The 25,745-nt window shown below is 72.7% G+C and carries 25 protein-coding genes and 1 pseudogene; 14 read left to right on the top strand and 12 right to left on the bottom strand.

What is annotated here, in order from left to right; translation table 11 throughout:
* The first annotated feature begins 6 nt into the window (after nucleotides 1-6).
* On the top strand, nucleotides 7-843 hold the full coding sequence (locus OCT49_RS32065) for a TIGR02452 family protein (RefSeq protein ID WP_283855291.1): 837 nt from the start codon (nucleotides 7-9) through the stop codon (nucleotides 841-843).
* 100 nt (nucleotides 844-943) lie between these two features.
* Here OCT49_RS32065 and OCT49_RS32070 read toward each other — a convergent pair whose 3' ends face one another.
* The gene (locus OCT49_RS32070) at nucleotides 944-1,411 is read right to left on the bottom strand and encodes a type II toxin-antitoxin system PemK/MazF family toxin (RefSeq protein ID WP_283855292.1); all 468 of its coding nucleotides are present in this window, start codon (nucleotides 1,409-1,411) and stop codon (nucleotides 944-946) included.
* 158 nt (nucleotides 1,412-1,569) lie between these two features.
* Between OCT49_RS32070 and OCT49_RS32075 the strand changes: the two genes are divergently transcribed.
* Both OCT49_RS32075 and OCT49_RS32080 read left to right on the top strand, forming a co-directional pair.
* Complete coding sequence (locus tag OCT49_RS32075) at nucleotides 1,570-2,592, top strand: LacI family DNA-binding transcriptional regulator (RefSeq protein ID WP_283855293.1); 1,023 nt, start codon at nucleotides 1,570-1,572, stop codon at nucleotides 2,590-2,592.
* Between the two features lie 79 nt (nucleotides 2,593-2,671).
* Nucleotides 2,672-2,953: a hypothetical protein gene (locus tag OCT49_RS32080; protein WP_349632813.1), complete on the top strand. Its 282-nt coding sequence runs from the start codon at nucleotides 2,672-2,674 to the stop codon at nucleotides 2,951-2,953.
* A gap of 186 nt (nucleotides 2,954-3,139) precedes the next feature.
* Here the strand turns inward: OCT49_RS32080 and trxA are convergent, their stop codons facing one another.
* Entirely contained in the window at nucleotides 3,140-3,508 is a 369-nt protein-coding gene (gene trxA / locus OCT49_RS32085; protein WP_283855295.1) for a thioredoxin, read from the bottom strand.
* Nucleotides 3,509-3,623: 115 nt separating this feature from the next.
* Between trxA and OCT49_RS32090 the strand changes: the two genes are divergently transcribed.
* Entirely contained in the window at nucleotides 3,624-5,063 is a 1,440-nt protein-coding gene (locus OCT49_RS32090; protein WP_283855296.1) for a dihydrolipoyl dehydrogenase family protein, read from the top strand.
* A 209-nt stretch (nucleotides 5,064-5,272) separates the two neighbouring features.
* Nucleotides 5,273-6,076: a thioesterase family protein gene (locus OCT49_RS32095; protein ID WP_283855297.1), complete on the top strand. Its 804-nt coding sequence runs from the start codon at nucleotides 5,273-5,275 to the stop codon at nucleotides 6,074-6,076.
* Nucleotide 6,077: 1 nt separating this feature from the next.
* Here the strand turns inward: OCT49_RS32095 and OCT49_RS32100 are convergent, their stop codons facing one another.
* The 3 genes and pseudogenes from OCT49_RS32100 to OCT49_RS32105 all read right to left on the bottom strand — a co-directional run bounded on the left by OCT49_RS32100 (nucleotide 6,078) and on the right by OCT49_RS32105 (nucleotide 8,621).
* Nucleotides 6,078-7,382 carry an ATP-binding cassette domain-containing protein gene (locus tag OCT49_RS32100; protein ID WP_283855298.1) on the bottom strand — a complete coding sequence of 435 codons (1,305 nt, stop codon included), beginning with the start codon at nucleotides 7,380-7,382 and terminating at the stop codon, nucleotides 6,078-6,080.
* Nucleotides 7,383-7,581: 199 nt separating this feature from the next.
* Nucleotides 7,582-8,187: pseudogene (locus OCT49_RS39905) on the bottom strand (hypothetical protein); the annotation flags it as partial.
* 77 nt (nucleotides 8,188-8,264) lie between these two features.
* Nucleotides 8,265-8,621 carry a tetratricopeptide repeat protein gene (locus tag OCT49_RS32105; protein ID WP_283855299.1) on the bottom strand — a complete coding sequence of 119 codons (357 nt, stop codon included), beginning with the start codon at nucleotides 8,619-8,621 and terminating at the stop codon, nucleotides 8,265-8,267.
* A gap of 239 nt (nucleotides 8,622-8,860) precedes the next feature.
* Here OCT49_RS32105 and OCT49_RS32110 point away from each other — a divergent pair, with 239 nt between their 5' ends.
* The 3 genes from OCT49_RS32110 (at nucleotide 8,861) to OCT49_RS32120 (ending at nucleotide 11,499) form a co-directional block, all read left to right on the top strand.
* The gene (locus OCT49_RS32110; RefSeq protein ID WP_283855300.1) at nucleotides 8,861-9,826 is read left to right on the top strand and encodes a pirin family protein; all 966 of its coding nucleotides are present in this window, start codon (nucleotides 8,861-8,863) and stop codon (nucleotides 9,824-9,826) included.
* Between the two features lie 193 nt (nucleotides 9,827-10,019).
* Complete coding sequence (locus tag OCT49_RS32115) at nucleotides 10,020-10,307, top strand: hypothetical protein (RefSeq protein ID WP_283855301.1); 288 nt, start codon at nucleotides 10,020-10,022, stop codon at nucleotides 10,305-10,307.
* An 85-nt stretch (nucleotides 10,308-10,392) separates the two neighbouring features.
* Nucleotides 10,393-11,499, top strand: coding sequence for a hypothetical protein (locus tag OCT49_RS32120; RefSeq protein WP_283855302.1), 1,107 nt, complete (start codon nucleotides 10,393-10,395; stop codon nucleotides 11,497-11,499).
* A 42-nt stretch (nucleotides 11,500-11,541) separates the two neighbouring features.
* Here the strand turns inward: OCT49_RS32120 and OCT49_RS32125 are convergent, their stop codons facing one another.
* Nucleotides 11,542-12,303 (bottom strand): GNAT family N-acetyltransferase, encoded by a 762-nt coding sequence (locus OCT49_RS32125; protein WP_283855303.1) that lies wholly within the window; start codon nucleotides 12,301-12,303, stop codon nucleotides 11,542-11,544.
* Nucleotides 12,300-13,172 carry a class I SAM-dependent methyltransferase gene (locus OCT49_RS32130; RefSeq protein WP_283855304.1) on the bottom strand — a complete coding sequence of 291 codons (873 nt, stop codon included), beginning with the start codon at nucleotides 13,170-13,172 and terminating at the stop codon, nucleotides 12,300-12,302. The genes OCT49_RS32125 and OCT49_RS32130 overlap by 4 nt, the downstream gene beginning before the upstream one ends.
* Before the next feature lie 169 nt (nucleotides 13,173-13,341).
* Here OCT49_RS32130 and OCT49_RS32135 point away from each other — a divergent pair, with 169 nt between their 5' ends.
* The gene (locus OCT49_RS32135) at nucleotides 13,342-14,832 is read left to right on the top strand and encodes a N,N-dimethylformamidase beta subunit family domain-containing protein (RefSeq protein WP_283855305.1); all 1,491 of its coding nucleotides are present in this window, start codon (nucleotides 13,342-13,344) and stop codon (nucleotides 14,830-14,832) included.
* On the opposite strand, the gene OCT49_RS32140 is transcribed toward OCT49_RS32135, so the two are convergent.
* The gene (locus OCT49_RS32140) at nucleotides 14,762-15,508 is read right to left on the bottom strand and encodes an HAD family hydrolase (protein ID WP_283855306.1); all 747 of its coding nucleotides are present in this window, start codon (nucleotides 15,506-15,508) and stop codon (nucleotides 14,762-14,764) included. The genes OCT49_RS32135 and OCT49_RS32140 overlap by 71 nt on opposite strands.
* 15 nt (nucleotides 15,509-15,523) lie before the next feature.
* The gene (locus tag OCT49_RS32145) at nucleotides 15,524-16,702 is read right to left on the bottom strand and encodes a serine/threonine protein kinase (protein WP_283855307.1); all 1,179 of its coding nucleotides are present in this window, start codon (nucleotides 16,700-16,702) and stop codon (nucleotides 15,524-15,526) included.
* Between the two features lie 313 nt (nucleotides 16,703-17,015).
* Here OCT49_RS32145 and OCT49_RS32150 point away from each other — a divergent pair, with 313 nt between their 5' ends.
* From OCT49_RS32150 to OCT49_RS32165, 4 genes are all read left to right on the top strand, one after another.
* Nucleotides 17,016-18,299, top strand: coding sequence for an extracellular solute-binding protein (locus OCT49_RS32150; RefSeq protein WP_283855308.1), 1,284 nt, complete (start codon nucleotides 17,016-17,018; stop codon nucleotides 18,297-18,299).
* Complete coding sequence (locus OCT49_RS32155) at nucleotides 18,289-19,203, top strand: carbohydrate ABC transporter permease (RefSeq protein WP_283855309.1); 915 nt, start codon at nucleotides 18,289-18,291, stop codon at nucleotides 19,201-19,203. Before OCT49_RS32150 ends, OCT49_RS32155 begins: the two co-directional genes overlap by 11 nt.
* Complete coding sequence (locus tag OCT49_RS32160) at nucleotides 19,200-20,057, top strand: carbohydrate ABC transporter permease (RefSeq protein ID WP_283855310.1); 858 nt, start codon at nucleotides 19,200-19,202, stop codon at nucleotides 20,055-20,057. Before OCT49_RS32155 ends, OCT49_RS32160 begins: the two co-directional genes overlap by 4 nt.
* Before the next feature lie 67 nt (nucleotides 20,058-20,124).
* The gene (locus OCT49_RS32165; protein WP_283855311.1) at nucleotides 20,125-21,225 is read left to right on the top strand and encodes a radical SAM protein; all 1,101 of its coding nucleotides are present in this window, start codon (nucleotides 20,125-20,127) and stop codon (nucleotides 21,223-21,225) included.
* Here the strand turns inward: OCT49_RS32165 and OCT49_RS32170 are convergent.
* The 3 genes from OCT49_RS32170 to OCT49_RS32180 all read right to left on the bottom strand — a co-directional run bounded on the left by OCT49_RS32170 (nucleotide 21,207) and on the right by OCT49_RS32180 (nucleotide 23,838).
* On the bottom strand, nucleotides 21,207-22,184 hold the full coding sequence (locus OCT49_RS32170; RefSeq protein WP_283855312.1) for a mevalonate kinase family protein: 978 nt from the start codon (nucleotides 22,182-22,184) through the stop codon (nucleotides 21,207-21,209). The genes OCT49_RS32165 and OCT49_RS32170 overlap by 19 nt on opposite strands.
* Before the next feature lie 5 nt (nucleotides 22,185-22,189).
* Nucleotides 22,190-22,684: an NUDIX domain-containing protein gene (locus OCT49_RS32175; RefSeq protein ID WP_283855313.1), complete on the bottom strand. Its 495-nt coding sequence runs from the start codon at nucleotides 22,682-22,684 to the stop codon at nucleotides 22,190-22,192.
* Between the two features lie 62 nt (nucleotides 22,685-22,746).
* Complete coding sequence (locus OCT49_RS32180) at nucleotides 22,747-23,838, bottom strand: NAD-dependent epimerase/dehydratase family protein (protein ID WP_283855314.1); 1,092 nt, start codon at nucleotides 23,836-23,838, stop codon at nucleotides 22,747-22,749.
* Between the two features lie 193 nt (nucleotides 23,839-24,031).
* Between OCT49_RS32180 and OCT49_RS32185 the strand changes: the two genes are divergently transcribed.
* Complete coding sequence (locus OCT49_RS32185; protein WP_283855315.1) at nucleotides 24,032-25,708, top strand: NAD-dependent epimerase/dehydratase family protein; 1,677 nt, start codon at nucleotides 24,032-24,034, stop codon at nucleotides 25,706-25,708.
* Nucleotides 25,709-25,745: the final 37 nt, after the last annotated feature.

A 25,745-nucleotide genomic window follows, 5' to 3' on the forward strand; every position in this document is an offset into this window, starting at 1 on the left:
GTACCTGTGAGCGCCCGCCTGCGCGGCATCGCGCGTGAGACCGAGGCCATCGTCCGGGCCGGCCGCTACCGCACCGGGGACGGGCGGGAGGTGAGCATCGAACGCGCCCTGACCGCCGCACTCTCGGGCACGAAGCTGTACGGACCGGAGCCGGTGCCGGTCGCGGCACTCGACTCCGACCGCACACCCGTCGTCGAGGTCACCGACGAGAGCAGCCTGCGGGCGGCCCACCGGATGACCACCGAGGGCCCCGGCAAGGTCGCCGTCCTGAACTACGCCTCCGCCCGCAACCCCGGCGGCGGCTACCTCAACGGCGCACAGGCCCAGGAGGAGGCCCTGTGCCGCGGCTCCGCCCTGTACGCCACCCTGCTGCGCGCCCCCGACTACTACGCCCACCACCGCGCCGAACGCAGCGCCTTCTACACCGACCGGGTGATCCACTCACCCGGCGTGCCGGTGCTCCGCGACGACCGGGGCGCACTGCTCGACACCCCGTACACCGTCGGTTTCCTCACCTCACCGGCGCCCAACGCCGGAGTCATCCGCAAAAGCACCCCCGAGGAGGCCCACCGCATCCCCGCCGCGCTCGCCTCCCGGGCCGAGCGGGTGCTGGAGGTGGCGGCGGTGCGGGGGTACCGCAGGCTGGTGCTGGGCGCCTGGGGCTGCGGTGTGTTCCGCAACGACCCGGCGGAGGTGGCCGGTGCGTTCCGGGCACTGCTCCTGGACGGCGGCAGGTTCGCCGGGCACTTCGAGCAGATCGTCTTCGGCATCCTCGACCGGAACCCCGAATCCGCCACCCGGGCCGCCTTCGACCGGACGTTCGGCGACCGGCCCCGGCGGTAGATTCGGTCCGGCGGCAGAGCCGGTCCGGTGGCAGACCAGTGCGGCGGCGGATCGGCCCCGGCGGTGGAACCGGCCCCGAGGGCAGCCCGGCCCCGGCGGATCAGCTCCAGCCGTAGCGCTCCCGCAGCCGCCCGGCGACCAGATCGAACCTGTTCCGGTCCAGCGCGCACGCCTCCCGCCGCATCCCGTCCTCGTGCACCCGCAGGACCCGGTCCAGATCGACCCACGACGGGCGGCCCGAGCCGTCCCACGGCCCGGCCCCCAGCGCCACCCACTCGTGGTCCCGGTCGTGCTGCTTGCTGGACAGCTGCACGGCGAGCAGGGTGCCCGCCTCCTCACGGGCCACCACCAGGACCGGACGGTCCTTGCCGCGCCCGTCGCCCTCCTCGAACGGAACCCAGGTCCAGACGATCTCGCCGGGGTCGGGGTCGCCGTCCCGGTCGGGGGCGTACGAGGTGCGGACCGGGCCCACCTCGCGCGGTTCCGCCTCACGGGTGGCGGCCGGGCCGGTGCGGCCGGGGAAGTCGTCCGGGTGGGTGACGCGGTCGTCACGGTGCTGGATGGCCATCCCCACACCGTAGGACCTGGGCGGTCCCTCACGGGGAAAGGGGCCGGTGGGCCGGGTCGCGCGCCGGACGGCGGCCACCCGGCGCCACGGTGCCCCCGCCCGGTGCCGACGGGCCGACCGTACGCCCGCCGCGCGGGTCTGGAAGACTGCCCGACGCCATGAGCCAGTTATCGAACCAACCCGCCCCACGCCCCGTTCCCACCAGCGCCGACGTCGCACGGCTCGCCGGTGTCTCCCGGGCCACCGTCTCGTACGTGCTGAACAACAACGCGACCGTACGGATCAGCGAATCCACCCGCCGCCGGGTCAGGGAAGCGGCCACCGATCTGGGCTACGTGCCGCACGCCGCCGCCCGCAGCCTGCGCGCCGGACACACCCGCATGGTGCTGCTGCCCACCACGAACTTCCCGGCCGGCCGACTCCAGCACCGGTTCTTCCACGAACTGGAATCCGGCCTGCGCCGCCTCGACTACACCGTGGTCCAGTACGGCAGCACCGGCCTCGCCCCCGAGGACGTGCCCCGCGCCTGGGCCGAACTCCGCCCCGTCGCCGTCATCGCCCCCAGCACCATCGCCCTCACCCCGCAGGGCATATCCGTGCTCGGCCGCTCCGGGGCCCGAGCCGTGATCACCCTCGGCCCGCAGCCGGTACCGGGCGCCCACGCGCTGGTCATGGACCAGCGAAAGGTCGGCAACTGCGCGGCCGGACACCTGCTGGAGCGCGGCCGGCGGCACATCGGCGTGGTCATGCCGGAGGAAGCGGGCCTCGCCCCGTTCTCCGAACCCCGGCTGGCCGGGGCCCGGCAGGCCGCACGGGGCGGCGACGCCCGGATCGAACCGCTGCCGCTGCGGTACGACGAGGAATCGGCCGCCCGGCTCGCGGCCCGCTGCCGCCCCCTGGGCCTGGACGCCGTGTTCGCCTACAACGACGAGTACGCGATGCTCCTGATGCGTGCCCTGCAGGACACGGGCATCGACGTGCCGGGCGAGGTCGCCGTGGTCGGCGCCGACGACCTGATGCTGGGCAGACTGCTGCGGCCCCGCCTCAGCACCGTACGCCTGGAACTGGCCACCGCCCAGCCGCTGGCGGACCTCGTCGACCGGCTGGTGCGACAGCCCGGCGGACCCCCCGAACACCACGACCTGCTGCGCGCCGGGGCGGTCCACCGCGAGTCCAGCTGAACCCCCGCGACGGCCGGTCCGCGGCCCGCGGCACCGCCGCGACATGCGGGCCGCGCACCCTGTGCCTAGCGTCATGACCATGAGTCATCCGCAGAGCTACGAGATCTTGCTCGTCCCCGCAGTCGCCGGGCAGAGCGACGACGACGCCGAGCCGGGCGGTCCGGTCCGCTCGGCGACCGTCTCGGCCACCGGCGAGACGGGAGCCTCGGGCTACCCGCGGTACGCGGGCGAAGGCATCGTGGCGGACATCGACCCCGCCACCCACGCGGTCGAGGCTCTGCTCGTCGACGGCGCCGAACTGGCCTACGGGCTCTCGGCGCGGGTCGGGGAGAAGAACGCCGAGACGGGCGCCGACGCCTGAACCGGCCGGTGCCCGGACTCCGGCTCCCGAGACCGGTGCCCGGCCCGTCGGCCCGACGCGTCCCGTGCCCGGAGCCGACGGGCCGGGCGCCCGGAGGCGGCAACGAGCCCGGCCGCGGACACGCCGGGGCCCGGCCCGTCGCGAACCGCCGACCGGCCGGACCCCGCCAGGGGTGCGCGGAACCCGCTACTTCCCCTTCTGCTGCTCCTCGATGGACTTGCGGACCTCGTCCATGTCCAGCTTCCGGGCCTGCCCGATCACGTCCTCCAGCGTCGCCGGGGGCAGCGCCCCGGGCTGGGCGAACACCGCCACGTTCTCCCGGACGATCATCAGCGTGGGAATGGACGTGATCTCGAAGGCCGCCGCCAGCTCCTGCTGCGCCTCCGTGTCGACCTTGGCGAAGACCAGGTCGTCATGGCGCTCCGAGGCCGCGTCGTAGACCGGCGCGAACTGCCGGCACGGGCCGCACCAGGAAGCCCAGAAATCGATCAGGACGAAGTCGTTCCCACTGACGACCTGGTCGAAGTTTTCCTTGGTGAGCTCGATGGTGCTCATACTCCGCTACCTCTTCCTGTGCCCGTTCGGACCTGCCCGGCACAACGGTGCCCGGGCGTGTGCTATTCCACCTGCCCGTGTGGCCCCCTCCCACACCCACCAGCAGACTGGCCCCATGACTGATCCCTCACTGAACGCCGCGTACGACGTCGTGGTGATCGGAGCCGGTCCGGTCGGCGAGAACGTCGCCGATCGGACCCGTGCCGCCGGACTGAGCACGGCGGTCGTCGAGTCGGAACTCGTCGGCGGCGAATGCTCCTACTGGGCCTGCATGCCCAGCAAGGCCCTGCTGCGCCCGGTCGTCGCCCGCGCCGACGCCCGCCGCGTCCCGGGCCTCGCCGACTCCGTGCGCGGGCCGCTCGGCACGGCGGCGGTGCTCGCCCACCGCGACGCGTACGCCTCGCACTGGAAGGACGACGGACAGGTCGCCTGGCTGGACGGCATCGGCGCGGACCTCCACCGGGGACGGGGCCGGCTCACCGGCGAGCGAACGGTCTCCGTCACCGCCCCCGACGGCACGGAGCACCGGCTCACCGCCCGGCACGCCGTCGCCGTCTGCACCGGCAGCCGGGCCGTCGTCCCCGACCTGCCCGGCCTCGACGGTGCCCGCCCCTGGACCAGCCGGGAGGCCACGAGCGCCAAGAAGGTGCCCGGCCGCCTCGTGATCGTCGGCGGCGGCGTGGTCGGGGTGGAGATGGCCACCGTCTGGCAGGCCCTCGGCGCCCGGGTGACGATGCTGGTCCGCGGCTCCGGAATCCTGCCGAGGATGGAGCCCTTCGCGGGCGAACTGGTCGCCCGAGCCCTGACGGAGGCGGGCGCCGACATCCGCACCGGGGTCTCGGCGACCTCCGTGCGGCGTCCGGTGCCGGACGGCCCGGTCCTCGTGGAACTCGACGACGGCACGAGCGTCGAGGCCGACGAGATCCTCTTCGCCACCGGCCGCGCCCCGCGCACCGACGACCTCGGCCTGGAGACGGTGGGCCTGGAGCCCGGCTCCTGGCTCACCGTCGACGACAGCTGCCGCGTCGACGGCACCACCTGGCTCTACGCCGTCGGCGACGTCAACCACCGGGCGCTCCTCACCCACCAGGGCAAGTACCAGGCACGCGTCGCGGGCGCCGCGATCGCCGCCCGCGCCACCGGAGCCCCACCCCCGGAGACCGGCCCCTGGGGCGCCCACGCCGCCACCGCCGACCACGCGGCCGTCCCCCAGGTCGTCTTCACCGACCCGGAGGCCGCCTCGGTCGGCCTCACCCTCGCCGAGGCCGAACGGGCCGGCCACCGGGTCCGCGCCGTCGACCAGGACCTCGCCGCGGTGGCGGGGGCGGGCCTGTACGCGGAGGGCTACCGGGGCCGCGCCCGCATGGTGGTGGACCTCGACCGGGAGATCCTGCTCGGCGTCACCTTCGTCGGGCCGGGCATCGGCGAACTGCTGCACTCGGCGACGGTCGCGGTCGCGGGCGAGGTCCCCGTCGCCCGGCTGTGGCACGCGGTCCCGGCCTACCCGACGATCAGCGAGGTGTGGCTGCGCCTGCTGGAGGCGTACCGGGGCTGAGCGCGAAACGGCGGGACGGGGCGGGACGGGACGGCAGCGGTGCCGTCCGGTGCGGGCCGGTCACCGGGGTCGCGCACCGGGCCGGGCGGCACCCCGTCCGACCTGGTGTGCGGCAGATCACGATGACTGATGGCTGCGTCGCTTCCTACGATGCGTGACTGATGCACCTATCCCCGCGAACCCCCGCCCTGCCCGAGGAGACGGATTCCGTGAGCCCCCGTGACGCCGGACCCGAGAGCTACTACGAGCGGACGGGCCCGGGCCGCTACCGGCCCACGGCCCACGCGGGCGGCGCGTGGAACACCGACGAACAGCACTTCAGCCCGCTCGCGGGGCTCGTCGCGCACGAGATCGAGCAGCACCTCGCCGAGCGCCCCGGGAACCTGGCGCTCTCGAGGATCAGTTACGACATCCTCGGCCGCATCGCCCTCGACGAGTGCGAGATCACCGTGGAGACCGTCCGCCCCGGCCGGACCATCGAACTCCTCGAGGCCACCGTGGTCATCGGCGACCGCCCGGTCGTCCGCGCCCGCGCCTGGCTGCTGGCCTCCCAGGACACCTCGTCCGTGGCCGACAGCCCCCACGAGCGGCTCCCCGCGCCGGAGGAGCTCACCCCCTGGGCGATGGGCGAGGAGTGGAACGGCGGCTACGTCTCCTCCATCGACGTCCGCCGGCTGCCCCCGTCCCGCCGGGGCCGCACGGCGGCCTGGATCTCCTCGCCGCTCGCCCTGGTCGCGGGCGAACCGAGCAGCGCCCTGGCCTCGTACGTCGCGCTCGTGGACACCGCGAACGGCATCGCCGTGCAGCAGGACCCCGAGAAGTGGATGTTCCCGAACCTCGACCTGACGATCCATCTGCACCGCAGGCCGCGGGGCCCCTGGACCGGACTGGACACCACCGTCACCTTCGGCCCGACGGGCCAGGGACGCACCAGCAGCGTCCTCCACGACGTCGACGGGCCCGTCGGCCACGCCGAACAGATCCTCACCGTCCGCCCGGCGGCGCACGACTGAGTCACCGGGCGGACGGCGCGGCATCCGGGCCGGGCGCGAGGACGGCCGCGAGCAGCGACTTCGTGTACGGATGCCGCGGCGCGTCGAACACCTCCTCCGCCGTGCCCTCCTCCACCACCTCCGCGTCCTTCATCACCAGCACCCGGTGACTCATCCGCCGGACCACCGCCAGATCGTGCGAGACGAACAGCAGGGCCGTCCCCAGGCGTTGCCGGAGATCGTCCAGCAGATCGAGGATCTGCGCCTGCACCGACGCGTCGAGCGCCGAGACCGGTTCGTCGCACACCAGGACGGCGGGGGACGGGGCGAGGGCGCGGGCGATGGCGACCCGCTGGCGCCGGCCGCCGGAGAGCTGGTCGGGGCGGCGGCGCAGAAGCTCGGGGCCGAGCCCCACCAGGCCCAGGAGTTCGAGCGTGCGGGTGGCCCGGTCCTCGTGCCGGGGGATGCCCTCCGCGATGATCCGGGACACCGTGAACCGCGGGTCGAACGCGCTGTACGGGTCCTGCTGGACCAGCTGGATACGGCTGCGGCGCGGCCGGCGGAGCCGTTCGGGCGGCTCCGACCAGGGCTCCCCGTCCAGCCGCACCCGGCCGGAGCGGGGCCGCAGCAGACCGGTCGCCAGCCGGGCCACGGTGCTCTTGCCGGAGCCCGACTCGCCGACCAGCCCCACCGTCTCGCCCGCGCGCAGCACGAAGGACACGTCGCGGACCGCCGTACGGGCCCCGGACGCCAGCGACACCGAGTCCACCTCCAGCACGGTCCCGGTCCGCAGCGGCGCCCGCACCGGGGCACGCAGCACCGACGCCTCCAGCAGGGCCCGGGTGTACGGGTGCCGGGGCGCGGCGAGCAGTTCGGGCGTCGGCCCCGTCTCCACGACCGAACCCTCCCGCAGCACCGCCGTGCGGTCCGCGATCCGGGCCACCACCCCGAGGTCGTGACTGATCAGCAGCAGCCCCGTCCCCTCCTCCTTCGCCCCGGCCAGCAGATCGAGGATCTGCGCCTGCACGGTCACGTCCAGGGCGGTGGTCGGCTCGTCCGCGATCAGCAGCCCCGGACCGGTGGCCAGCGCCGAGGCGATCAGCGCCCGCTGGCGCAGACCGCCGGAGAGCTCGTGCGGATACTGCGCCGCCCGCGCCTGAGGGTCGGGGACACCCACCCGGCGCAGCAACTCGACGACGCGCGCGCCGATTTGCGACCGGTCCACCGTGCGGTGCAGCCGCATCGGCTCCGCCACCTCGGCCCCGATCCGGCGCAACGGATCCAGCGACACCGGCGCGGTCACCACGGGCACGTCCTTCGACGTCACCGCGGTCACCAGCACCCGGCCCAGGCCCTGGCGGGCGAACGGGCGCCCCTGCCCTGCGATATGGAGCTGCCGTAGTGCACCCAGCGAGGGCCCCGCGCTCGTCGCGCTCGACGGCCGCCGTCCGGTCGACGACCAGGGCGCGCAACCGGAACTGGTGGTACGGGGGGAGCCAGAGCTCGACGGTGCCCATCCGTTCCGGCAGCCCGGACACCAGGAACGCGGCGTCCTCGCCGTCGCACCGGAGCTCGACGGTGGTGACGATCCGGCCGTCCCGCACCACGTCCAGCCGGGGCAGTTCCGCGGGGCCGTTGAGCCGGGGCGCGGGGTCGGCCGGATAGCGGCAGCCGATCTCCCGGCTGTCGGTGCGCAGGGTGACGCGCACCCCGGCGGGCATGGCGGCCCGCCCGATCCCGCCCTCCGGCAGGTGGAGCCGCGCCTCCTCGTACGGCACCCGCCAGGGCGCGACCCAGCCCGGTCCGTGCTGCAACGACACCGCACCGCGAAAGCGCAGTACGGGATCGTCCCCGGCCACGACACGTTTCGCCGACAATTCCCGCCACCTCCCGAGTCGTCCGCCATCCTCGGCGGACGGGGGTGAGCGCAACCAGTCGTTGCGGATGCTGTGACCAGGACTCACCGGCAGGACGCACAGGGGTGGACGGATCGGGACCGGGGAGCACTCCGGCGCCGACCAGGCCACCGGACCCGGCGCCCGGTCCACCGCGAAGGCGTGAAGGCGGGGAAGCCGTAGGCGAACGTCGCCGCCGCTCCGGCCGGTGGCCAAGGCGGCGGCCCCGGCATGCACCCGAAGGCGCCCCGACAGGATGCCTGTCGGGGCGCCCTTCCCGAGCCGTCCCCCCCGTGACCGTCTCCCGACCGGGGTCAGTTCCCCGCGTCGAAGTCGAAGTCCCCGGTGAACGCGGCGGCCATCCGCAGGTGGCCGGTCGCCTCGGCGCTCCGGCCCTGGCGTTCGAGCGTGCGGCCGAGCATCAGCCGCGCGTAGGGCTCCACCGGGTCCCGCTCCAGGACCTCCCGCAGCTCCGTCTCGGCCTTGCCGAGCCGCGCCGAGTGGTAGTACGTCCGGGCCAGCAGCAGCCGCGGCGCGACCTGCTCCGGCACCTCCGCGACGAGCCCCTCCAGGATCCGGGCGGCGGTCATGTACTCCTTCGCCCCGAAGAACATCTGGGCGCGGTCCCAGCGCTCGGCGGCCGTACCGAACTCGTAGTAGGTGTCGCTCATCGGATCTCCTCCCTCAGGGGCTCGACGGCCCGTCCGCAGCCCTGGTGCCCGTGCTCGCGCACGGTCGCCGGATCGCCCGGGACGCTCCGTACCCCGCCCCGGACTGCCCGGTTCCCGGTCCGGATGCCCGCTCGGCCATCCCGCAGTCGTCGGAACACCCCCTAGTCGTTGAATATTCCACTAAGTGGTCGGCGTGGGGAGCCGGGGCCCCGGGCCCGCACGGGAATAGGTTGAGCGCCATGAGCAATCTCGATCGCCAGGCCACCCTCTCCGTCTGCGGAGGACGGGGCTTCGTCGTCGCCGAGCCCGTACGTGAACTCCTCAGCCCCCGCCACGTCCGGCTGGGGGAGTCCACCGAGGTCCGCAGGCTGCTCCCCAACCTGGGCCGCCGGATGGTCGGGGCCTGGGCCTTCGTCGACCACTACGGCCCCGACGACATCGCCGACGAACCCGGGATGCAGGTGCCGCCCCACCCCCACATGGGCCTGCAGACGGTCAGCTGGCTGCACAACGGCGAGGTCCTGCACCGGGACAGCCTCGGCAGCCTCCGGACGATCCGCCCGCGCGAACTCGGTCTGATGACCTCGGGCCGGGCCATCAGCCACTCCGAGGAGAGCCCGAGGCCGCACGCCAGGTTTCTGCACGGCGCCCAGCTCTGGGTGGCGCTCCCCGAGGCCCACCGCCACGTCGAACCCCACTTCCAGCACCACACCGACCTGCCGACCGTCACCGCCCCCGGCCTCACCGCCACCCTGATCCTGGGCGAACTCGACGGGGCTGCCTCGCCCGGCACCGTCTACACCCCGATCGTCGGCGCCGACCTGGCCCTGACCGCCGGCGCCGAGGCGCGGCTGCCGGTCGACCCGGACTTCGAGTACGCGGTGCTCTCGATGTCCGGCCGGGCGGAGGTCGACGGCGTGCCGGTACTGCCCGGCTCCATGCTCTACCTCGGCTGCGGCCGCACCGGACTCCCCCTGCGCGCGGACACCGAGGCGGGGCTCATGCTCCTGGGCGGCGAGCCCTTCGAGGAGGAGATCGTCATGTGGTGGAACTTCGTGGGCCGCACGGACGAGGAGATCCGCAGGGCGAGGGACGACTGGATGACGTCCGACCGCTTCGGCGAGGTGAAGGGCTACGACGGCGACCGCCTGCCCGCCCCCGAGGTGCCGGCGACCCACCTGAAGGCCCGGGGCAGAACGCGCTGACCCCGCCCCCTCGGCGGGGCGGAGGTCGGCGGGCTGCGCACCCCGGAACCGGACGCGACAGCGGGACGGCACCCCCGGCACGCGGCCGGTGGTCCGTGTGGCGGAAACAGCGTGACCGGAATGGGTCGTCACAAGGTGCGACGCACTGTCGTTCACTGCTCGGAAGCGGTGCGACGGACGAGAGGTGCCCACAGTGCGGCGACTCCTGCGATACCTGCTGCTCGTGGCGGGGGCCGGACTGGCGGTCCTCGGCATGGCGGTCGTGCACGGCGCCGCCCTGCCGTTCGCCGCCGTCGTGTACGCCGATGTCGTCGTCGGCCTGGGCTGGCTGGTCCTCGCGGTCCTGCTCCTGCGCCGCCGCGACACCACGGACGTGCCCGGTGGCGACGCCTCCGGGCCCCGCCACCACCGGGCCGTGCGCTGCTCCACCGACGGCGAACCCCTCGCCCGCTCCCACCGGGGCACCCGGCACCGCCACTGATCCGGCCAAACTCCCGGCACACCCGGCCCCGGCCTCCGGCGCTCTGCGACCATGACCGGCGACGACCCCTGCCGAGGAGCTCCGTGTGACCAAGGTGACCACGTTTCACATCAGTTCGGCCGTCATGACGCATCCCGTGCGCCTCGCCCAGGCCCAGGACCTCGCCGCCCGGTTACGGCTCGACGGCCTCGCACTCGACCCCGACCCGCAGGGGCCGCCCTCCGCGCTGCGCACCGCCCTGGTCGCCTGGTCGGCCGCGGCACCCGGGGCCAGCCACCACCTCGTCGTCCAGGACGACGTCGACGCCCCCGCCGAACTCCTGGAGATCGTCGCCCGCGCCGCCACCCGGTTCCCCGACGAGGCACTGGTCTTCTACACCAACTGGCACGCCCGCAACGGCGCCGCCGCCCGGCTCGCCGCCCTCGCCGGCGCCGGCTGGGTACGGGCCGTGCCCGACGAGTTCACGCCGTCCCTGGGCGTCTGCCTGCCGGTCGACACCGCCGCCGCCTTCCGCGCGTACGCCCGCGACAGCGCCGAACGCCACGACGACGAACTGCTCTCCGTCTTCTTCCGCGGCCGCGGCCGGATGAGCCTGCTCGCCGTGCCGAACATCGTCGAGCACATCGGCACGAGCAGCATCAACGGCCACGCGGCCCAGGGCATCCGCCTCGCCGCCTGCCCCACCTCCGCCACGGACGCCGCCCCCCTGCTGGCCCGGGGCCGCGTCCTGGAGGAGCCGGGCTGGATCCCGTACATGCGGTACGGCGAGGGCTACATCCGGCTCGTCGGACAGGAGCACGGCGCCGACGGCGGTCGCGGGCACCACCGCTGGCGCGACGCCCTGCCCGCGACCGGCCTCACGGAGGACGCGATCGCCGCCGCGCGGGCCGCGCACCTGCCGAAGGACCTCGCGGCGGAGGTGGCCCGCACCTTCGGCGACGAGTTCGCGCAGGAGCTGTGGACCCACTGCCTGCTGCTCGGCCGGCAGGCGGCCCGGGCGGCCCGCGGGCTGGGACCGCTGCCGGACGGCGTGCCCGCGGACGCGCTCGACCGGCTGCGGAACTCCGCCGTCGCCACCGCGGGCCCCGCCGGACTCCCGCCCGAACGCCGCCCCGAGGCGGGTGCGGACGAGGTCCGTGCGATGACCGCGTTCGCGTGGACCGCCGTCCACGCGGGGGAGGGGCTCGCCTGAGGGACGCCCCCGGTGGTCCGGGGGCGCGGTGCCGGGCCCGGTCTAACGGGCCCGGCCGTCCCCGGCCCGGTGCGTGATCCACACCCCCGGCTCCCAGTACGCGGCCAGGTCCCGCGCCCGGTCGACCCGGAGCGTCGCGAGACCGCCGGGGAAGACGTACTCCCCGTCCTCCGGGAAGGCGAGCCCGGTCCAGCTCTCCCACTCGGCGACCGTCCCCGTGATCCGCGAGGAACGCGCGGACGCCGCCGCCAGGGTGCCGCCCGCGCCCACCTGGGTCCGGATCCACGGATCGAACGGGGACCCGTCGTCCCGGGTCCACGCCGCGTACCGCTCGATCGGCACCAGCGGATACCGCTCCTTCCAGGTGGGACGCACCGGCACCAGGACCGTCGCGAGCCCGGCGCGCCGCGCCGTGTCCGCCATCGCGTCGAGCAGCACCTTGGACAGCCCCCGGCCCCGATGGTCCTCGGCCACCTCGATGCCCAGCGCGCACAGCGTGTCCGGGGCGCGCCCGGCGTCGCGGTCCGCGAAGGCCCGCGCGATCGAGTCGTCCAGCCCCGGGCCGAGGTCCGCCGCGGTGCCGTCCCAGGTACGGGGCAGCGAACGGCCCGCACCGGCGATCACGTCGTGCTCGTCGTCGTACAGGAGGAACTGGAACTCCGGGAAGTCCTCGAACAGCCGGTTCCAGTAGTCCCCGTTGATGTCCCCGTGCAGGTTGTACTCGGGCACCACACCGGCGAACCGCTCGGGGATGCGGTCCCACAGCTCGGGCCGCTCCGAGTGACGTACCAGGACCAGGCTCACGGCGCCTCCCCGCGGGACGGGACCTCGATGTCCCAGACGATGACGATCGGGAGGCCGTCCCAGGCGGCGCGGGCTGCGTCCGCGATGAACTCCTCGTAACCACCGGGCGCCAGACGCCCGTTGAACAACGGCTCGTGGCAGCCGCGCACCCGCAGCCCCGCCCGGCCGAACGCCTCCAGATAACGGCCCGGCAGATGGACGTGGTTGCGGACGAAGGCGAGTTCCTCGGCACCGTGCACGAAGAGACACTGGCCCTGGAGCGCGATCACGAACGGGTGCAGGTCCGTGACGACGATCCGCCCGCCCGGCCGCACCACCCGGGCCAGCTCCGCCACGCCGGGGACGAGATCCGGAAGGTGCGTCATGGCCAGCGAACAGACGGCGAGGTCGACGGAGTCGTCGTCGAGCGGCAGCCGGTCCAGGTGTCCCGTGCGGAACTCGGCCTCCGGGGTGTGCTCGCGGGCCTTCGCCATCATCTGCGGCGACTGGTCGACGCCGATGACCCGGTGCCCGCGAGCGGCCAGCGCCCGGGTCTGTCGGCCCGTGCCGCAGGCGGCGTCGAGCGCCACCCCCGGTTCGAGGCCGTCGAGGATCGCGTGGACGACCGGCTCCTCCACCTCGATGTACGAACTGGGCAGCGAGTCGTACACCGCCGACCAGGACGCGTAACCCGCCGCCGGGTCGAGCTCGCTGACCACGGCCCCGCCGTCCGGAAGCTTCTCCTCGTCGAGGACGAAGCGGCGCATCTCGGCCACCCGCTCCCGGAGGAACGCCTCGTCACCGTCCACGGCATGGCGCAGCAGCGCGAGCCCCTCTATCCCCAGCACCAGTTCCCGTACACGGAATTCACCGCGGAATTCATCGCTCATGCGAGCCCCTCACCGATCGACGGACGGCCGTGCCTTTTTCCGGACTCCGCCCTACCCAACAGTCGTGACGGAAAGTCCCGGCCCACCTGCCGTGTCCGAAAACAGGGGATCGAATGGCCGGTTGGTGGTGCCGTTGTCGTCGGTGCGGCGGCTGCCTAGCATGAGCGGCATGATTGAGGGATATCTCGGACGTGAAAGTGTCACCGTCGGCGGGGAAGTGACGCTCCATCTCTCCACCGACGCCCCCCGGTTCCGACTCCGTTTCTACAGGCTCGGCGAAGAACTCATACCCGTCGGGGAATCCGGGGAGTATCCGGGCGCCCTGCACACCCCGCCCGGCCATCCCGACGAATTACCCGGACGCGCGTCGCCCGCCGACGACTGGAACTGGCCGCCGCTCACCCTGCCCGTGCCGGGGGACTGGGAGCCGGGAATCCATCTGGTCGAATTCGTCGAATGCGGCCCGGACCGCCCCGCCGACCCCCCGCTCCTCGACGCGGAGCACCTCGAGGGGCACGCCCGGGAATTCTTCGTCGTGCGCCCCCGCGTCCCCGGCAGCCGCTCCCGCATCCTCTACAAGAAGTCCACCTTCACCCGGCACGCCTACAACCGCTCCGACCGGCCCGGACTGGAACGCGCCGTCAGCCTCTACGACCACCCCGTCCACCGGGCCGGGAACGGCGACGAACCACGAGGTCACAAGGTCAGCTTCCACCGCCCCGGGGGTGTGATCGACCTCGCCTACTGGGACGCGCCCTTCATCGCCTGGCTGGAACGCCACGGCTACCCCGTCGAGTACTGCACCGACCTCGACCTGCACGAGGACCCCGGCCTGCTCGCCCCCTACGACCTGCTCCTCAGCGTCGGCCACGACGAGTACTGGAGCGCCGCGATGCGCACCCACGCGGAGCGGTTCGTGGCCGACGGCGGGAACATCGCCTTCCTCAGCGCCAACACCTGCTGGTGGCGGGTGCACCCGACGGACGGGAACACCGCTTTCGTCTCCGACACCGATCACCACGTCGGGGACGAATATCCCCACCTGCCGGCCACCGACCAGTGGTGGGTGCCCGCGCCCGACGGAGTCGGAAATCCCGAGAACACGCTCACCGGAGTGAGTTTCCGGAACGGCGGAATGTGGCCCGCCACCGAATGGCCCGGCGACCGCCCCCGCGTCGGATACACCGTGCAGCACGCCGACCACTGGATCTACGAGGGCACCGGATTGCGCGACGGATCCGACGGCGGAACGCCGGACCGGCTGGGAGCGGATACCCCCCTCATCGGATACGAATGCGACGGTGCCGCGTTCTCCTACGACGCGGACGGAATCGCCCGCGCCACCGGGGAGGACGGAACCCCGAAATCCTTCCTCATTCTCGGAATTCACGTCCTCGAACCGGTGCACGAGGATTTCCATCACTTCAAATGGGGCCACTGGAACGGTCCCGTGCGCGAATCGACCATCAGCAGCCCCCGGGCCGCCACCATGGGTCTCCACGACGCCGGTGGCGGCACCGTCTTCACCGCCGGTACCACCGACTGGCCCGTGGTCTGCGGACACGAACAGGACCCGGCCGTCGTCCGCGTCACCCGCAACCTCCTCGACCGGCTCCGCCACCGCAGTCCACGGACCGGACCAGCTCGTCCAGACCGGTGATCCGCACCACTCCCTCCGGCAGGGGCGGTGCGACCCCGTCCACCGCCCGGTCGGGCCGCCACAGGTGCGCCGCCCGCATCCCCGCCGCCAGCGGACCGAGCACGTCGGGGACCCACATGTCCCCGACGAACAGCACCCGGTCCGCCGGCAGCGCGCAGCGCTCGGCCAGCGTGCGGTAGATCAGCGGATGCGGCTTGCGGGCCCCCGCCCGCGCGGAGCCCACCACCACGTCCACGGCCCCGCCGATCCCCACCGATTCGACGCACTCCTCCAGGTTCCAGAACCAGTTGGAGCACACCCCGATCAGCAGGCCCCGCTCCCGCAGCTGTGCGAGCACGCCGGGCACATCCGGATAGAGCTCCAGCCGGATCGCCTTCATCGCCCGGTCGAGCTCGGCGACCAGACCCTCGAGCTCGGCCTCCGGCACACCGCAGGCCCGCGCCCGGCGCCGCAGCCGGTCGCGTTCCCACGTCACGTACGCCGTCTCGTCGACCGAGTGCGCCGCGTGCTCCTCGCCCTCGCCGGGGCCCACCGACCACTGGTCGCCCCAGAGGTCGCCCTGCGCCGCCAGGCCCCGGCGGGCGAAGATGCCGCGATGGTCCGGCGGCAACGGCTCCACCATCCGCACGAGCGTCCCGTAGAAGTCGAGGACGACCGCACGGGTTTTGTCCGTCACCACCACGGAATCCGCCTAGAACCGGCCGTAGCGGTGCGGGAAGTAGTCCTCCAGAGTGCCGTCCCGCTCGATGTCGACGGTCGCGCAGTGCAGTCCGCCGCCGAACGGTCCCACTGCCCGGAACGGCACCGGCACGATCTCGAACCCGTACGAGGACAACTGCTCGGCGAGCCGCACCTCCTTCTCCTCCACGCACAGGGTGTTCTGGTCGAGGTTCAGCATGTTCCCCGCGAGCCACGGGCTGCAGAAGGACAACTTCGGCGGGTGGTCCCAGCTGGCCGGCTGCACGGCCTCCACGATCTCCCAGTCGTTGAGCTTGAAGAACTCCATCAGCTCGGCGTCCGCGAGCCGCTCCCCGCAGTGCAGCACCAGACCGGGCCGCAGCGGCACCCAGGTCGCGTCGATGTGCAGCGGATGCGTGTTGGTCGAGGTCACCGCGTGCACCCGGTGGTCGGGGAAGTGGCGGCGCAGCCACTCGTAGCCGCTCCTGTTGGTGACGAACGACAACTGCACGAAGAGGTCCTTGCCGAACCGCGCCACGTCCGCGGCGTCGAAGAGCGGCTCCGCCTCGGTGAGCACCAGGTCGTAGTCACGGACCCGGGCCAACTGCTCCTCGGTCGGCAGGTCGTTGTACGTGTCCCAGAAACCGGTCTTGTACGAGGCGTCCGTGAGCCGCGGCTTGGGCGCGGCCTCCCAGCGCATCCGGTCGTCGGAGTCGAACAGGTTCTGCAGCACCGGCCGGTAGCACAGGTACTCGAACCAGCGGCTGCGGTACGACATGGTCGCTTCGAGGACCTCGTTGCCGACCGTCAGCAGCAGGTCCCGGGGCGGCATGCAGCCGAACATCGAGTCGTGCGTCCACTCCGGGGTGGACACCTCCCGGGTGAAGTCGATCGGGGTGGGACGGTCCACGCGGATGCCGCGCCGCCGCAGCATGTCCGCGAAGTCGTCGAGCTGCTGCTCGGCCTCGGCCACCATGTCCGCGGGCATGGGGCCGTAGGTCCCCAACGGGAAGCCGTCGTCGGGGTAGTCGCGGCGCACCGCGTGCTCGGGAGCCTGCACCACGGTGCCCTCCGCGCGGCCGACGATCACATGCCTCAACGGGTCCCACCCGTTCCAGGCGTTGACCCGTACGGGGCGCTCGGAGCCGGCGGGAGAGGAGGCGTCGGACGCGGGGATGCTCTGCTCGGTCACGTACAAGCCCTTCGATCGGGGTTGTGGAGTGCAGCAGGGGCCCAAACTGCGGGCACCATGCCGTCACCGTCAAGAGCGACCCGGCCACCTGCCGTGTCATTCACGTCAATGTGGCCCGAGTACGACCCCGCTTTTTTCGTCACCGCATGACATCGGTGCAGACCAATGGGTGAACGCTGGGCCCTTCGTGGGAAGTACACCGCCGTCTTCCGGCCGAAACTCCGTGTCGTGGCGGGGAGCAGTGATCAGCGGGGTAGTGAGAAGACCGTCACCGAAGCCCGCACATCTTGACGAATTCCGCACGGAGGAACCCATGACACTGCGTCTGCCCCGCCGATCCGGGATTCTGGGGGCCTTGTTGCTGCTCACGGTGGTGGGATGCGGTTCGGGCGACGGGGGCGGACGGGCGGGTGACAACCTGACGGTGTGGCTGACCGTGGACGCCCGCGAGAGCTGGCCCGGGATGGTCGCCGCCGCCAACGCCAGGTTCGCGAAGCAGCACCCGGGCGTGAAGGTCGACGTCCAGTACCAGCAGTGGACGACGAAGAACCAGAAACTCGATGCCGTCCTCGCGGGCCGGAACGTGCCCGACGTGGTCGAGATGGGCAACAGCGAAACCACCAACTACCTCGTCAACGACACCTTCGCACCACTGGACCCGAAGACCTTCGACCGGTCCGCCCAGTGGCTGCCCGCCCTCGCCGACGCCTGTCGTCTCGACGGCGAGACGTACTGCGTGCCGTACTACGCGGGAGCGCGCGTCGGCGTCTACCGCACCGACTACTTCAAGGAAGCCGGCATCACCCGCGCCCCGCGCACCTACCCCGAACTGATCTCCGCCCTCGACGGGCTCAAGAAGAAGTACGGCGCCGAGGACCCCTCCTTCTCGGCCCTCTACCTGCCCGGCCGCTACTGGTCCGCCGCCATGGGCTTCGTCAAGGACGCGGGCGGCGAGATGGCGGTGGAGAAGAACGGCCGCTGGCAGGGCGCGTTCTCCTCGCCGAAGTCCATCGCCGGACTCACCACCTGGAAGAAGCTCCTGGACGACTACTACGTCGGCGACCGGGCGAAGGACAACGGCGACCAGCCGGCCGTCGTCGGACAGGGCAAGGTCGGCGTCTTCTACGGCAACACCTGGGAGGCCCAGGCCGCCGCCGACTCCCGCTCCGGGGGCGACCCGGCCCTCAAGGGCAAGTTCGCCACCTTCGCCTTCCCCGGCCCCTCCGGACAACTGCTCCCGCCGTTCCTCGGCGGCTCCACCCTGGCCGTGCCCGCCAAGTCGCGGAACCAGGACCTGGCCGCCGACTGGATCCGCATCTTCACCGACAGCAAGTCCCAGCAGAAACTGATCGAGGCCAACACCCTCCCGAACAACACCGTGCAACTCGCCGACGTCGCCGCCGGAGGCATAAACGGTCCCGCGGCCCAGGCCGCCGCGCGCGGCTGGGTCACCCCGCTGGCCCCCGGCTGGACCTCGGTGGAGAAGTCCAACGTCCTGCCCGAGATGCTGGAACGCATCGCCACCGGAAAGGCGTCCGTGCGGGACGCCGCACGCGAGGCGGACCGCAGGATCGACGCAGTGATCAATGAGCGCTGATCCGGCAGGCCGGAGGCCACGCCCCCTTCTGCCCTACCTGCTGATCGCCCCGTCCCTCCTCGCGCTCGTCGTGGTCCTGGCCTACCCGCTGGTCGACATGGTCACCCTGGCCTTCCAGGACATGACCCGCAAGGAGCTGTTCAGCGGCGCGACACCACCCTGGGCCGGTCTCGCGCAGTTCCGGACGATCCTCGGCGACGAGTTCTTCTGGACGGTGGTGGCCCGCACGGCCCTGTTCACCGTCGTCTGCGTCACCCTCACCATGCTGGTCGGCCTGCTGATCGCCCTGCTGATGCGGCGGACCGAGCCCTGGGTGCGGGCGATCCTCGGCGGTGTGCTCGTCGCCGTGTGGGCGATGCCGGTGATGGTCGCCGCGGCCATCTTCCGCTGGCTCTTCGACGCGGACTACGGCCTCGTCAACTGGCTCCTCACGACGCTGCCCGGCGTCGACCTCGCCCGCCACAACTGGTTCACCGACCCCTGGCAGGGCTTCGCCGTGATCACCGCGGTCGTCGTCTGGGGCGCGCTGCCGTTCGTCGCCGTCAGCCTGCACGCGGCACTCGCCCAGATCCCGCAGGAACTGGAGGAGTCCGCCCTCATCGACGGCGCCCGCCCGTTCCAGGTCTTCCGGTACGTCACCTTCCCCTCCATCAAACCCCTCTTCGTGATGGTCACCACCCTGATGGCGATCTGGGACTTCGGCGTCTTCAACCAGATCTGGCTGATGCGCGGCGGCCAGCCGGAACGCGAGTACTACCTGCTCGGCGTCTACTCCTTCATCGAGTCGTTCGCCGTCAACCGCTACAGCACCGGAGCCGCGATCGCCCTGGTCACCGTCATCCTGCTGCTCGCCGGTGCCGTCGTGTACCTGCGGCAGATGCTGAGACTGGGGGAGGCCGAATGAGCCCGGTGAGCAAGGGGCGCGGGACGAGAACCGCACGCCGCCACCGACGCCGGTACAACCTCCTCGGCCTCCTCGTGGCGGCCATCCTCGGCTTCCCCGTCTACTGGATGGTCCTCACCGCGTTCCGGCCCGCGACCGAGATCCTCAGGCTGCCGCCCGAGTTCTGGCCGAGCAACCCCACCCTTGACAACTTCGCCCGCGCGATGAGCACGGAGACCTTCTGGTCCAACGTCCGCTCCAGCGCCGTCATCGGCCTGGGCACCGTCCTGGTCTCCCTCCTGGTCGGCACCCTCGCCGCGTTCGCCCTGGCCCGCTTCCGCTTCGCCGGCCGCAAGGCGTTCGTCGTCGTCGTCCTCACCGTCCAGATGATCCCGCTCGCCGCCCTCATCATCCCCGTCTACCTGCTGCTCAACGACGCCGGCCTCACCGACAGCCTCGGCGGCGTGATCCTCGTCTACCTCGTCTTCACCCTGCCGTTCACCGTGTGGATGCTGCGCGGCTTCATCGCCGCGATCCCGGTGGAGCTCGAGGAGGCGGCGATGGTCGACGGCTGCAGCCGGTTCGGCGCCTTCGCCCGCGTCGTCCTGCCGCTGCTCGCCCCCGGCCTCGTCGCCACCTCCGTCTTCGCGATGGTGCAGGCGTGGAACGAGTACGTCCTCGTCTACGTCCTGCTGTCCACCCCGGAGAAACAGACCCTCAGCATCTGGCTGGTCTCCTTCCAGACCAGTTTCGGCACCGACTACGGCGGACTGATGGCGGGCGCCACACTCACCGCCCTGCCCGTCGTCGTCTTCTTCCTGGCCGTCCAGCGCAAGATCGCCGCGGGGCTGGCCACCGGAGCGGTCAAGGGCTGAGCGACGCCCGGCCGGAACCGGTACGACCCGCCGACGACACCCCGCACATCCTCCAGAGGAGAGTTCCGTGACGCACGACCGCCTCGACCTCGTCTCCAAGCTGTACCAGCCCACCGACTGGCCCCGGATCCTCCAGGCCGCCGCGGGCGAACCCTCCAGCGCCCCGCTCGTCGTGGACCTCGACCCGACCACCTTCTGCGACCTGGCCTGCCCCGAGTGCATCAGCGGAAAGCTCCTCAACCAGGGCCGCTTCACCCCCGAGCGGCTCGCCGCCCTCGCCGAGGAACTCGTCGCCATGTCCGTACGCGCGGTGGTCCTCATAGGCGGCGGGGAACCCCTCGCCCACCGGGGCACCCGCAAGGTGTTACGCATCCTCGGCGAGGCGGGCCTGGCCGTCGGGGTCGTCACCAACGGCACGATGATCCGGCAGAACCTCGCCGAGCTCGCCCGGTACGCCACCTGGGTCCGGGTCTCCGTCGACGCCGGCACCGCCGGGACGTACGGCCTGTTCCGGCCCGACCGCAAGGGCCGCAGCGTCTTCGACAAGGTCATCGAGAACATGCGGCTGCTCGCCGCCGAGAAGACCGGCGCGCTCGGCTACTCCTTCCTCGTGATGTCACGCCGGGAACCCGACGGGGAGATCGTCACCAACCACCACGAGGTGCTGCGCGCCGCCGAACTCGCCCACGACATCGGCTGCGACTACTTCGAGACCAAGGCCATGTTCGACGACGACCACCACATCGTGCAGGTACCCGGCGAGATGCTGGAATCCGTCGACCGCCAGCTCGCCGAGGCCGCCCGGCTGGAGAGCGAGAGCTTCCAGCTCGTCAACTCCTCCACCCTCACCTCGCTGCGCGGCCACGTCGGCCCCGTCCAGCCCAAGGAGTACGACCGCTGCCGGGTCGCCGAACTCCGCACCCTCATCACCCCTTCCGGGGTGTACGTGTGCTCCTACCACCGGGGCAACCCGCTCGCGAAGATCGGCGACGCCGTCACCGACGACCTCGCCGACATCTGGAAGGACGCGGACCGCCGGGGAATCGTCGACCCGAGCCGGGACTGCCGGTTCCACTGCGCGCGCCACCGCTCCAACCTGGAACTGGAACGCATCGCCCGCGGAACCGGCGAGACCCCGCTCACCCAGGACTACGACCCCTTCATCTGACCTCCCGCCACCGGCACCGGCTCCCGCCGGGTGCCCGGGGCCGCCGCGGTGGGCACGACCCGGGCACCCGGATGGGAGACCCCCAATGCCCGCGCGAGGCGCTCCACCGTCCCCGCCACCTCGTCCGCCGGGCAGACGCCGACCAGCGCACCGCCCCCGCCAGCCCCGCTGAGCTTCAGCGGCAGGCCGGCGGAACGCAGCGCGACCGCCCGCAACTCCTCCAGCAGCGGCGTCGACATCCCCTGGTGGTCCCGCATCGCGGCATGGGCCTCGGACATCGCGGCCCCGAGCGCCGCCAGGTCCCGGCCCCGCAACGCCTCCCACACCCGGCCCGACGCCTCGTCGGCCGCGGACCGGTAGGAGGCCAGCGCGGGGTCGCCGGACGCGAGCTGCGCCCGCACGTCCCGGATGTGGTGCCCGGTGTCCTTGCGGGTGCCGGAATCCACGACCACCACCCGCCACCCCTCGGGGAACTCCAGCCGGTCCCGCACGGCCGGCAGCCCCCGCTCGCGGCCGTCGAGGAGCAGCGCACCGCCCTCGACGACCGCGAGATGGTCCATGCCGCCACCGTTGAAGACGGCGAACTCGAACTCGTACGCCCACTGCGTGATCGTGGCGTCGGAGAGCCGCCGCCCGGGGAGGGCGGCGTCCGCGAACGCCCGGAACAGCGCCACGATCCGGGCCGTGGACGAGGACAGACCGCTCGCCGAGGGCGCCCGGCTGCGCACCGTGACGGCGGGCGGGCGCGGGGCGAGCCCGGCCAGCCGGGCACGCAGGAACGCCCACACCTCCCGCTGCCAGCCGTCCTCGGCCCCGTCGTCGGACGCGGCGCCGGGACGGACCTCCACGGTCGTCATCAGACCGAGCGCGAGGCTCACCGAGCGGCCCCCGCCGAGCCAGTCCAGGTCCTCCCCGGACAGACAGGCCCGGCAGGGCACCACCGCGCGTATCGGATACATGGCGTTCACCTGGCCTGGAACCTTCCTTCCGCGAGGAACCTCTCGTACATGGACAACACCACCGCCGTCGGCGGGTGCAGCGGCCGGGGCGGGGCGTCGAGCGGCCGGAACAGGGCCCGGCGCACCTCGTCGGCACCGGGCGACAGCGCCCCGGACCAGCGCCGGGCGACGAAGCAGAGCGCGAAACAGTGCGTCACGTCCCCGTTCGGGTACGTCAGGGTGTGCACCCGGGGATCGGAGAGCGACCCGAACGCCACCAGGTCGTCCCGTTCCACCCGCAGGCCGGTCTCCTCGGCGACCTCACGGACGGCGGCGTCGGCGAAGTCCCCGTCCTCCTCGCAGGCACCGGCCGGGAGCTCCCAGACCCCGTTGTCCGCGCGCTGCTGGAACAGCCCGCGGCCCCCGGCGTCGATCAGGAGCACCTGCGCGCCGGGGACCAGCAACTTCCGGGAGCCGACCTGCCGGCGCAACGACCAGACGTAGGAACCGGTGTGACTCATCGTGCGCTCATCGCCTTCGCCGCCGTCCCTGCGCCCCCATGGGGCCGTCGGTGCGCAGCGTGTCACGCCCCTGCCGGTTTCCCGTACTCCTCCGCCAGCCAGCGTGGCGTGGCGTCCGGCGTCGCCAGCAGCCACCGCACGTACCGGTCCACGCCCTCCCGGACCTCGATGCCGGCCTGCCAGCGCAGGAGTTCGCGGGAGCGCTCGACACAGGCGTAGCCGCCGAGCGGGTCCCCCTCGGGGCGCGGGGTGACGATCCGCCGCGAGCCGGGGAAGTACGGGGCGATCAGATCGGCCACCTCGCGGACCGAGGTGGGCCGGCCCGTACCGACGTTCACGGTCTGCCCGGCCATCTGCTCCTCGATCAGGGCGAGCGCGGTGGCCTCGGCGACGTCGTCCACGTGGATGAGGTCGCGGACCTGGTCACCGCCGCCGTTGAGCCGCATGGGCCGGCCGAGGCGCGCCTGGAGCGAGAGCCAGGGCACCATCCAGGAGTGGCTGCCCGGTTTGGGGATCTGGGGCTCGCCGTACACGGAGAAGTAGCGCACCACCGCGTACTCGGTGCCGGTGGAGGCGCCGAGCATCAGCCGCGTCTGGTGCTCCGCCCACAGCTTGGAGTTGGCGTACACGGACACCGGGAAGAGCTGCTGGTCCTCCTGGAAGACCTGCGGGCCCTCGGTGCCGGACGCACCGTCGCCGTACACGGAGGCGGAGGAGACGAGCACGAGCCGGCGCACCGGGAACCGGGCGGCCTGCTCCAGGACGACCTGGGTGCCCTCCACGTTGGCACGGAAGGCGATGTCGGGGCGCCGGGTGCAGGCGGCGACGTCCGCGTAGGCGGCCGCGTGGACCACGAAGTCGGCGTCGCGCAGCAGCCCGCCGACGGTTTCGGCGTCGCGGACGTCGCCGACGACCAGCCGGGCGCCGCTGCGGGCCACCCCGAAGGTCTCGTGGCCGGACTCGGGATAGGCGTCCATGCGGTCCAGGACGGTGACGACGGCTCCGGCACTCCGCAGCAGCGCGACCAGCCGGCTACCGACGAGCCCGCCGCCGCCGGTCACGACGACACGGGCGTCACGGAGCTTGTCGAGCCGGGAACGAACGGTCTCCTCGGTGCCCACGACGGCAGCGGTCGAGTGGGGTAACCCGGGCATGGAAGCCTCTTTTCGCGTGTCGGGAGAGGTGCACGCGCTTCGTGGGACTGGCGTGCCAGGCAAGCATCCATGGGTCGCACGCGGCCTGCCAGAGGGCGATTTCGGCACTCTTGCGGGCCGTCGAGGGGCCCCGTACTGTCCGGATCCGGCTTGTGTCCGGCCCGTCGGGCGGACGCGGAGAGAGGGAGGACGTATGACACGTCAACGGCTCAGCGCGGTGGTCATGACCCATCCCAAACGCCGCGCGGCAGCCGAGGAAATGGCCCTGAACGCGCCCTCCGGCCTGCTGCGGGTGGTCATGGACCCCGACCCCACGGGCACCCCGTCGGTGCTGCGCACCGCCCTCGCCGCGTGGTCGGAGATCGAGGACGGGGCCACACATCAACTGGTGGTCCAGGACGACATGGTGTTGTCCGAATCCTTCTACGAGCGGGTCCGGCACGCGATCGAGGAGTTTCCCGAGGCGGCACTGGCCCTGTTCGCCCTCTGGGACTCCCGCAACGGGGCGGCCGTGCGGTTCGGGGCGATGGCCGACGCCCGCTGGGTCGGCGCCGTCAACGAGTACTTCCCCTGCGTGGCGATCGTGCTGCCGCGCCGGGTCGCCGAGGGCTTCGTCACGTACGGCAGGCAACGCCTCGGTGGTTGGCCCGACGACATTCTGATGCACCGTTACTTACGTGACAACAGTGTTCCGCGCTATGTCGCCGTGCCCAACCTCACCGAGCACGACGACCGCGGCTCCATTTCCGGCAACGCCTTCCGCGGCCCGCGCCGTTCGGTCTGCTTCCTGCCCCAGGACCGGCCGGGGGAGGAGGGCCGGACCCTCACCGGACTGACGGTGCTGCCGTTCTTCAAGCACGGCGTCGCACAGTGCGCGGTACGGGTCCCCGGCCCCGGCCCGCAGCGCTGGCTGCACCTCGACGCGGAACAGTACCTCCGGGGAGCCGGGCTCCCCGCCGCGCTGCTGCGCCCGCCCGGCACCGGCTCGACCGGGGCGGACGTACGGGGAACCTGGCTGACGGCCCTGGCCATGGGATTCGAGGCGGGCCGCACCGGTCTCGCCGGACCGCCCACGGCATCGGAGGCGTACGCGGAGGCGGTGGCGACGATCGGCCCGGGCGGCATCAGCAACGCCGGTACGGAGGAGCTGATCGCACGACGCCGCGAGCCCCTGGCCGAGGTGGCCCACCGGGCGCTGCGGGCCGGACGCGAAGCCGCCGCCGAACACCGCACGCACCGCACGCACCGCACGCACCGCCCACGACGGCCGGACGGTCTCGTCTGGCGCGGCGCGGCGACCCCCCTCGGCGAACACCTCGTGCGCAGACTCGCCGACCGGCCGGAGCTCTCCGCCGCCGTGATCGACCTGACCCGGCTCCACCGCGCCGAACCGGAGGTGACGGTCCGTCCGCACGGCGACCCCGTCCCGTACACGCTGGGCGTGGGGGAGGTCTACGGTCCGGGCTGCTCGCGCCGCACCCTCATCGGCCGCATGGTGTGGGACGCGCTGCGCAGCCGTCCCGTGACGGTCGTGGGCGACCCGGACGCCCCGGTGCATCCCGTGTACGTCAACGACCTCGCCGACGCGATCGGGGCGGTCCTGCGCGACCGGCCGGAGAACCACGACCTCGTGGTCGCGGCCGAGAAGCCGTGCACGACGGCCGAGTTGGCCCGCGCCGTGCACGAGGCCGTGCGGCCCGTGCCGGTGCACACGGCCCCGGACGGCGATCCCGGCGGGCACACCCCGGCCGACCTCGCACGGCCGCCCGGCTGGACGGCCGCGACGGGCCTGGCGCGTGGACTGCACGCCTTCGCCCAGTGGCTCGCCTACGAGGGGGTCCTGCTCGAATCGGACCGACTGGCCGACTGACCGACTGATCGGAGGGCCGGCGGACCGGCCGCCGGGG

The organism is Streptomyces sp. ML-6 (assembly GCF_030116705.1).
GTDB lineage: Bacteria > Actinomycetota > Actinomycetes > Streptomycetales > Streptomycetaceae > Streptomyces.

Excerpts from the sequence above, each read along its gene's own strand:
- OCT49_RS32070 (WP_283855292.1), bottom strand. The coding sequence starts at position 1,411 with ATGGCCATCCAGCACCGTGACGACCGCGTCACCCACCCGGACGACTTC.
- OCT49_RS32075 (WP_283855293.1), top strand. The coding sequence starts at position 1,570 with ATGAGCCAGTTATCGAACCAACCCGCCCCACGCCCCGTTCCCACCAGC.
- OCT49_RS32080 (WP_349632813.1), top strand. The coding sequence starts at position 2,672 with ATGAGTCATCCGCAGAGCTACGAGATCTTGCTCGTCCCCGCAGTCGCC.
- trxA (WP_283855295.1), bottom strand. The coding sequence starts at position 3,508 with ATGAGCACCATCGAGCTCACCAAGGAAAACTTCGACCAGGTCGTCAGT.
- OCT49_RS32090 (WP_283855296.1), top strand. The coding sequence starts at position 3,624 with ATGACTGATCCCTCACTGAACGCCGCGTACGACGTCGTGGTGATCGGA.
- OCT49_RS32105 (WP_283855299.1), bottom strand. The coding sequence starts at position 8,621 with ATGAGCGACACCTACTACGAGTTCGGTACGGCCGCCGAGCGCTGGGAC.
- OCT49_RS32110 (WP_283855300.1), top strand. The coding sequence starts at position 8,861 with ATGAGCAATCTCGATCGCCAGGCCACCCTCTCCGTCTGCGGAGGACGG.
- OCT49_RS32130 (WP_283855304.1), bottom strand. The coding sequence starts at position 13,172 with ATGAGCGATGAATTCCGCGGTGAATTCCGTGTACGGGAACTGGTGCTG.
- OCT49_RS32135 (WP_283855305.1), top strand. The coding sequence starts at position 13,342 with ATGATTGAGGGATATCTCGGACGTGAAAGTGTCACCGTCGGCGGGGAA.
- OCT49_RS32150 (WP_283855308.1), top strand. The coding sequence starts at position 17,016 with ATGACACTGCGTCTGCCCCGCCGATCCGGGATTCTGGGGGCCTTGTTG.
- OCT49_RS32155 (WP_283855309.1), top strand. The coding sequence starts at position 18,289 with ATGAGCGCTGATCCGGCAGGCCGGAGGCCACGCCCCCTTCTGCCCTAC.
- OCT49_RS32160 (WP_283855310.1), top strand. The coding sequence starts at position 19,200 with ATGAGCCCGGTGAGCAAGGGGCGCGGGACGAGAACCGCACGCCGCCAC.
- OCT49_RS32170 (WP_283855312.1), bottom strand. The coding sequence starts at position 22,184 with ATGTATCCGATACGCGCGGTGGTGCCCTGCCGGGCCTGTCTGTCCGGG.
- OCT49_RS32175 (WP_283855313.1), bottom strand. The coding sequence starts at position 22,684 with ATGAGTCACACCGGTTCCTACGTCTGGTCGTTGCGCCGGCAGGTCGGC.
- OCT49_RS32180 (WP_283855314.1), bottom strand. The coding sequence starts at position 23,838 with ATGCCCGGGTTACCCCACTCGACCGCTGCCGTCGTGGGCACCGAGGAG.
- OCT49_RS32185 (WP_283855315.1), top strand. The coding sequence starts at position 24,032 with ATGACACGTCAACGGCTCAGCGCGGTGGTCATGACCCATCCCAAACGC.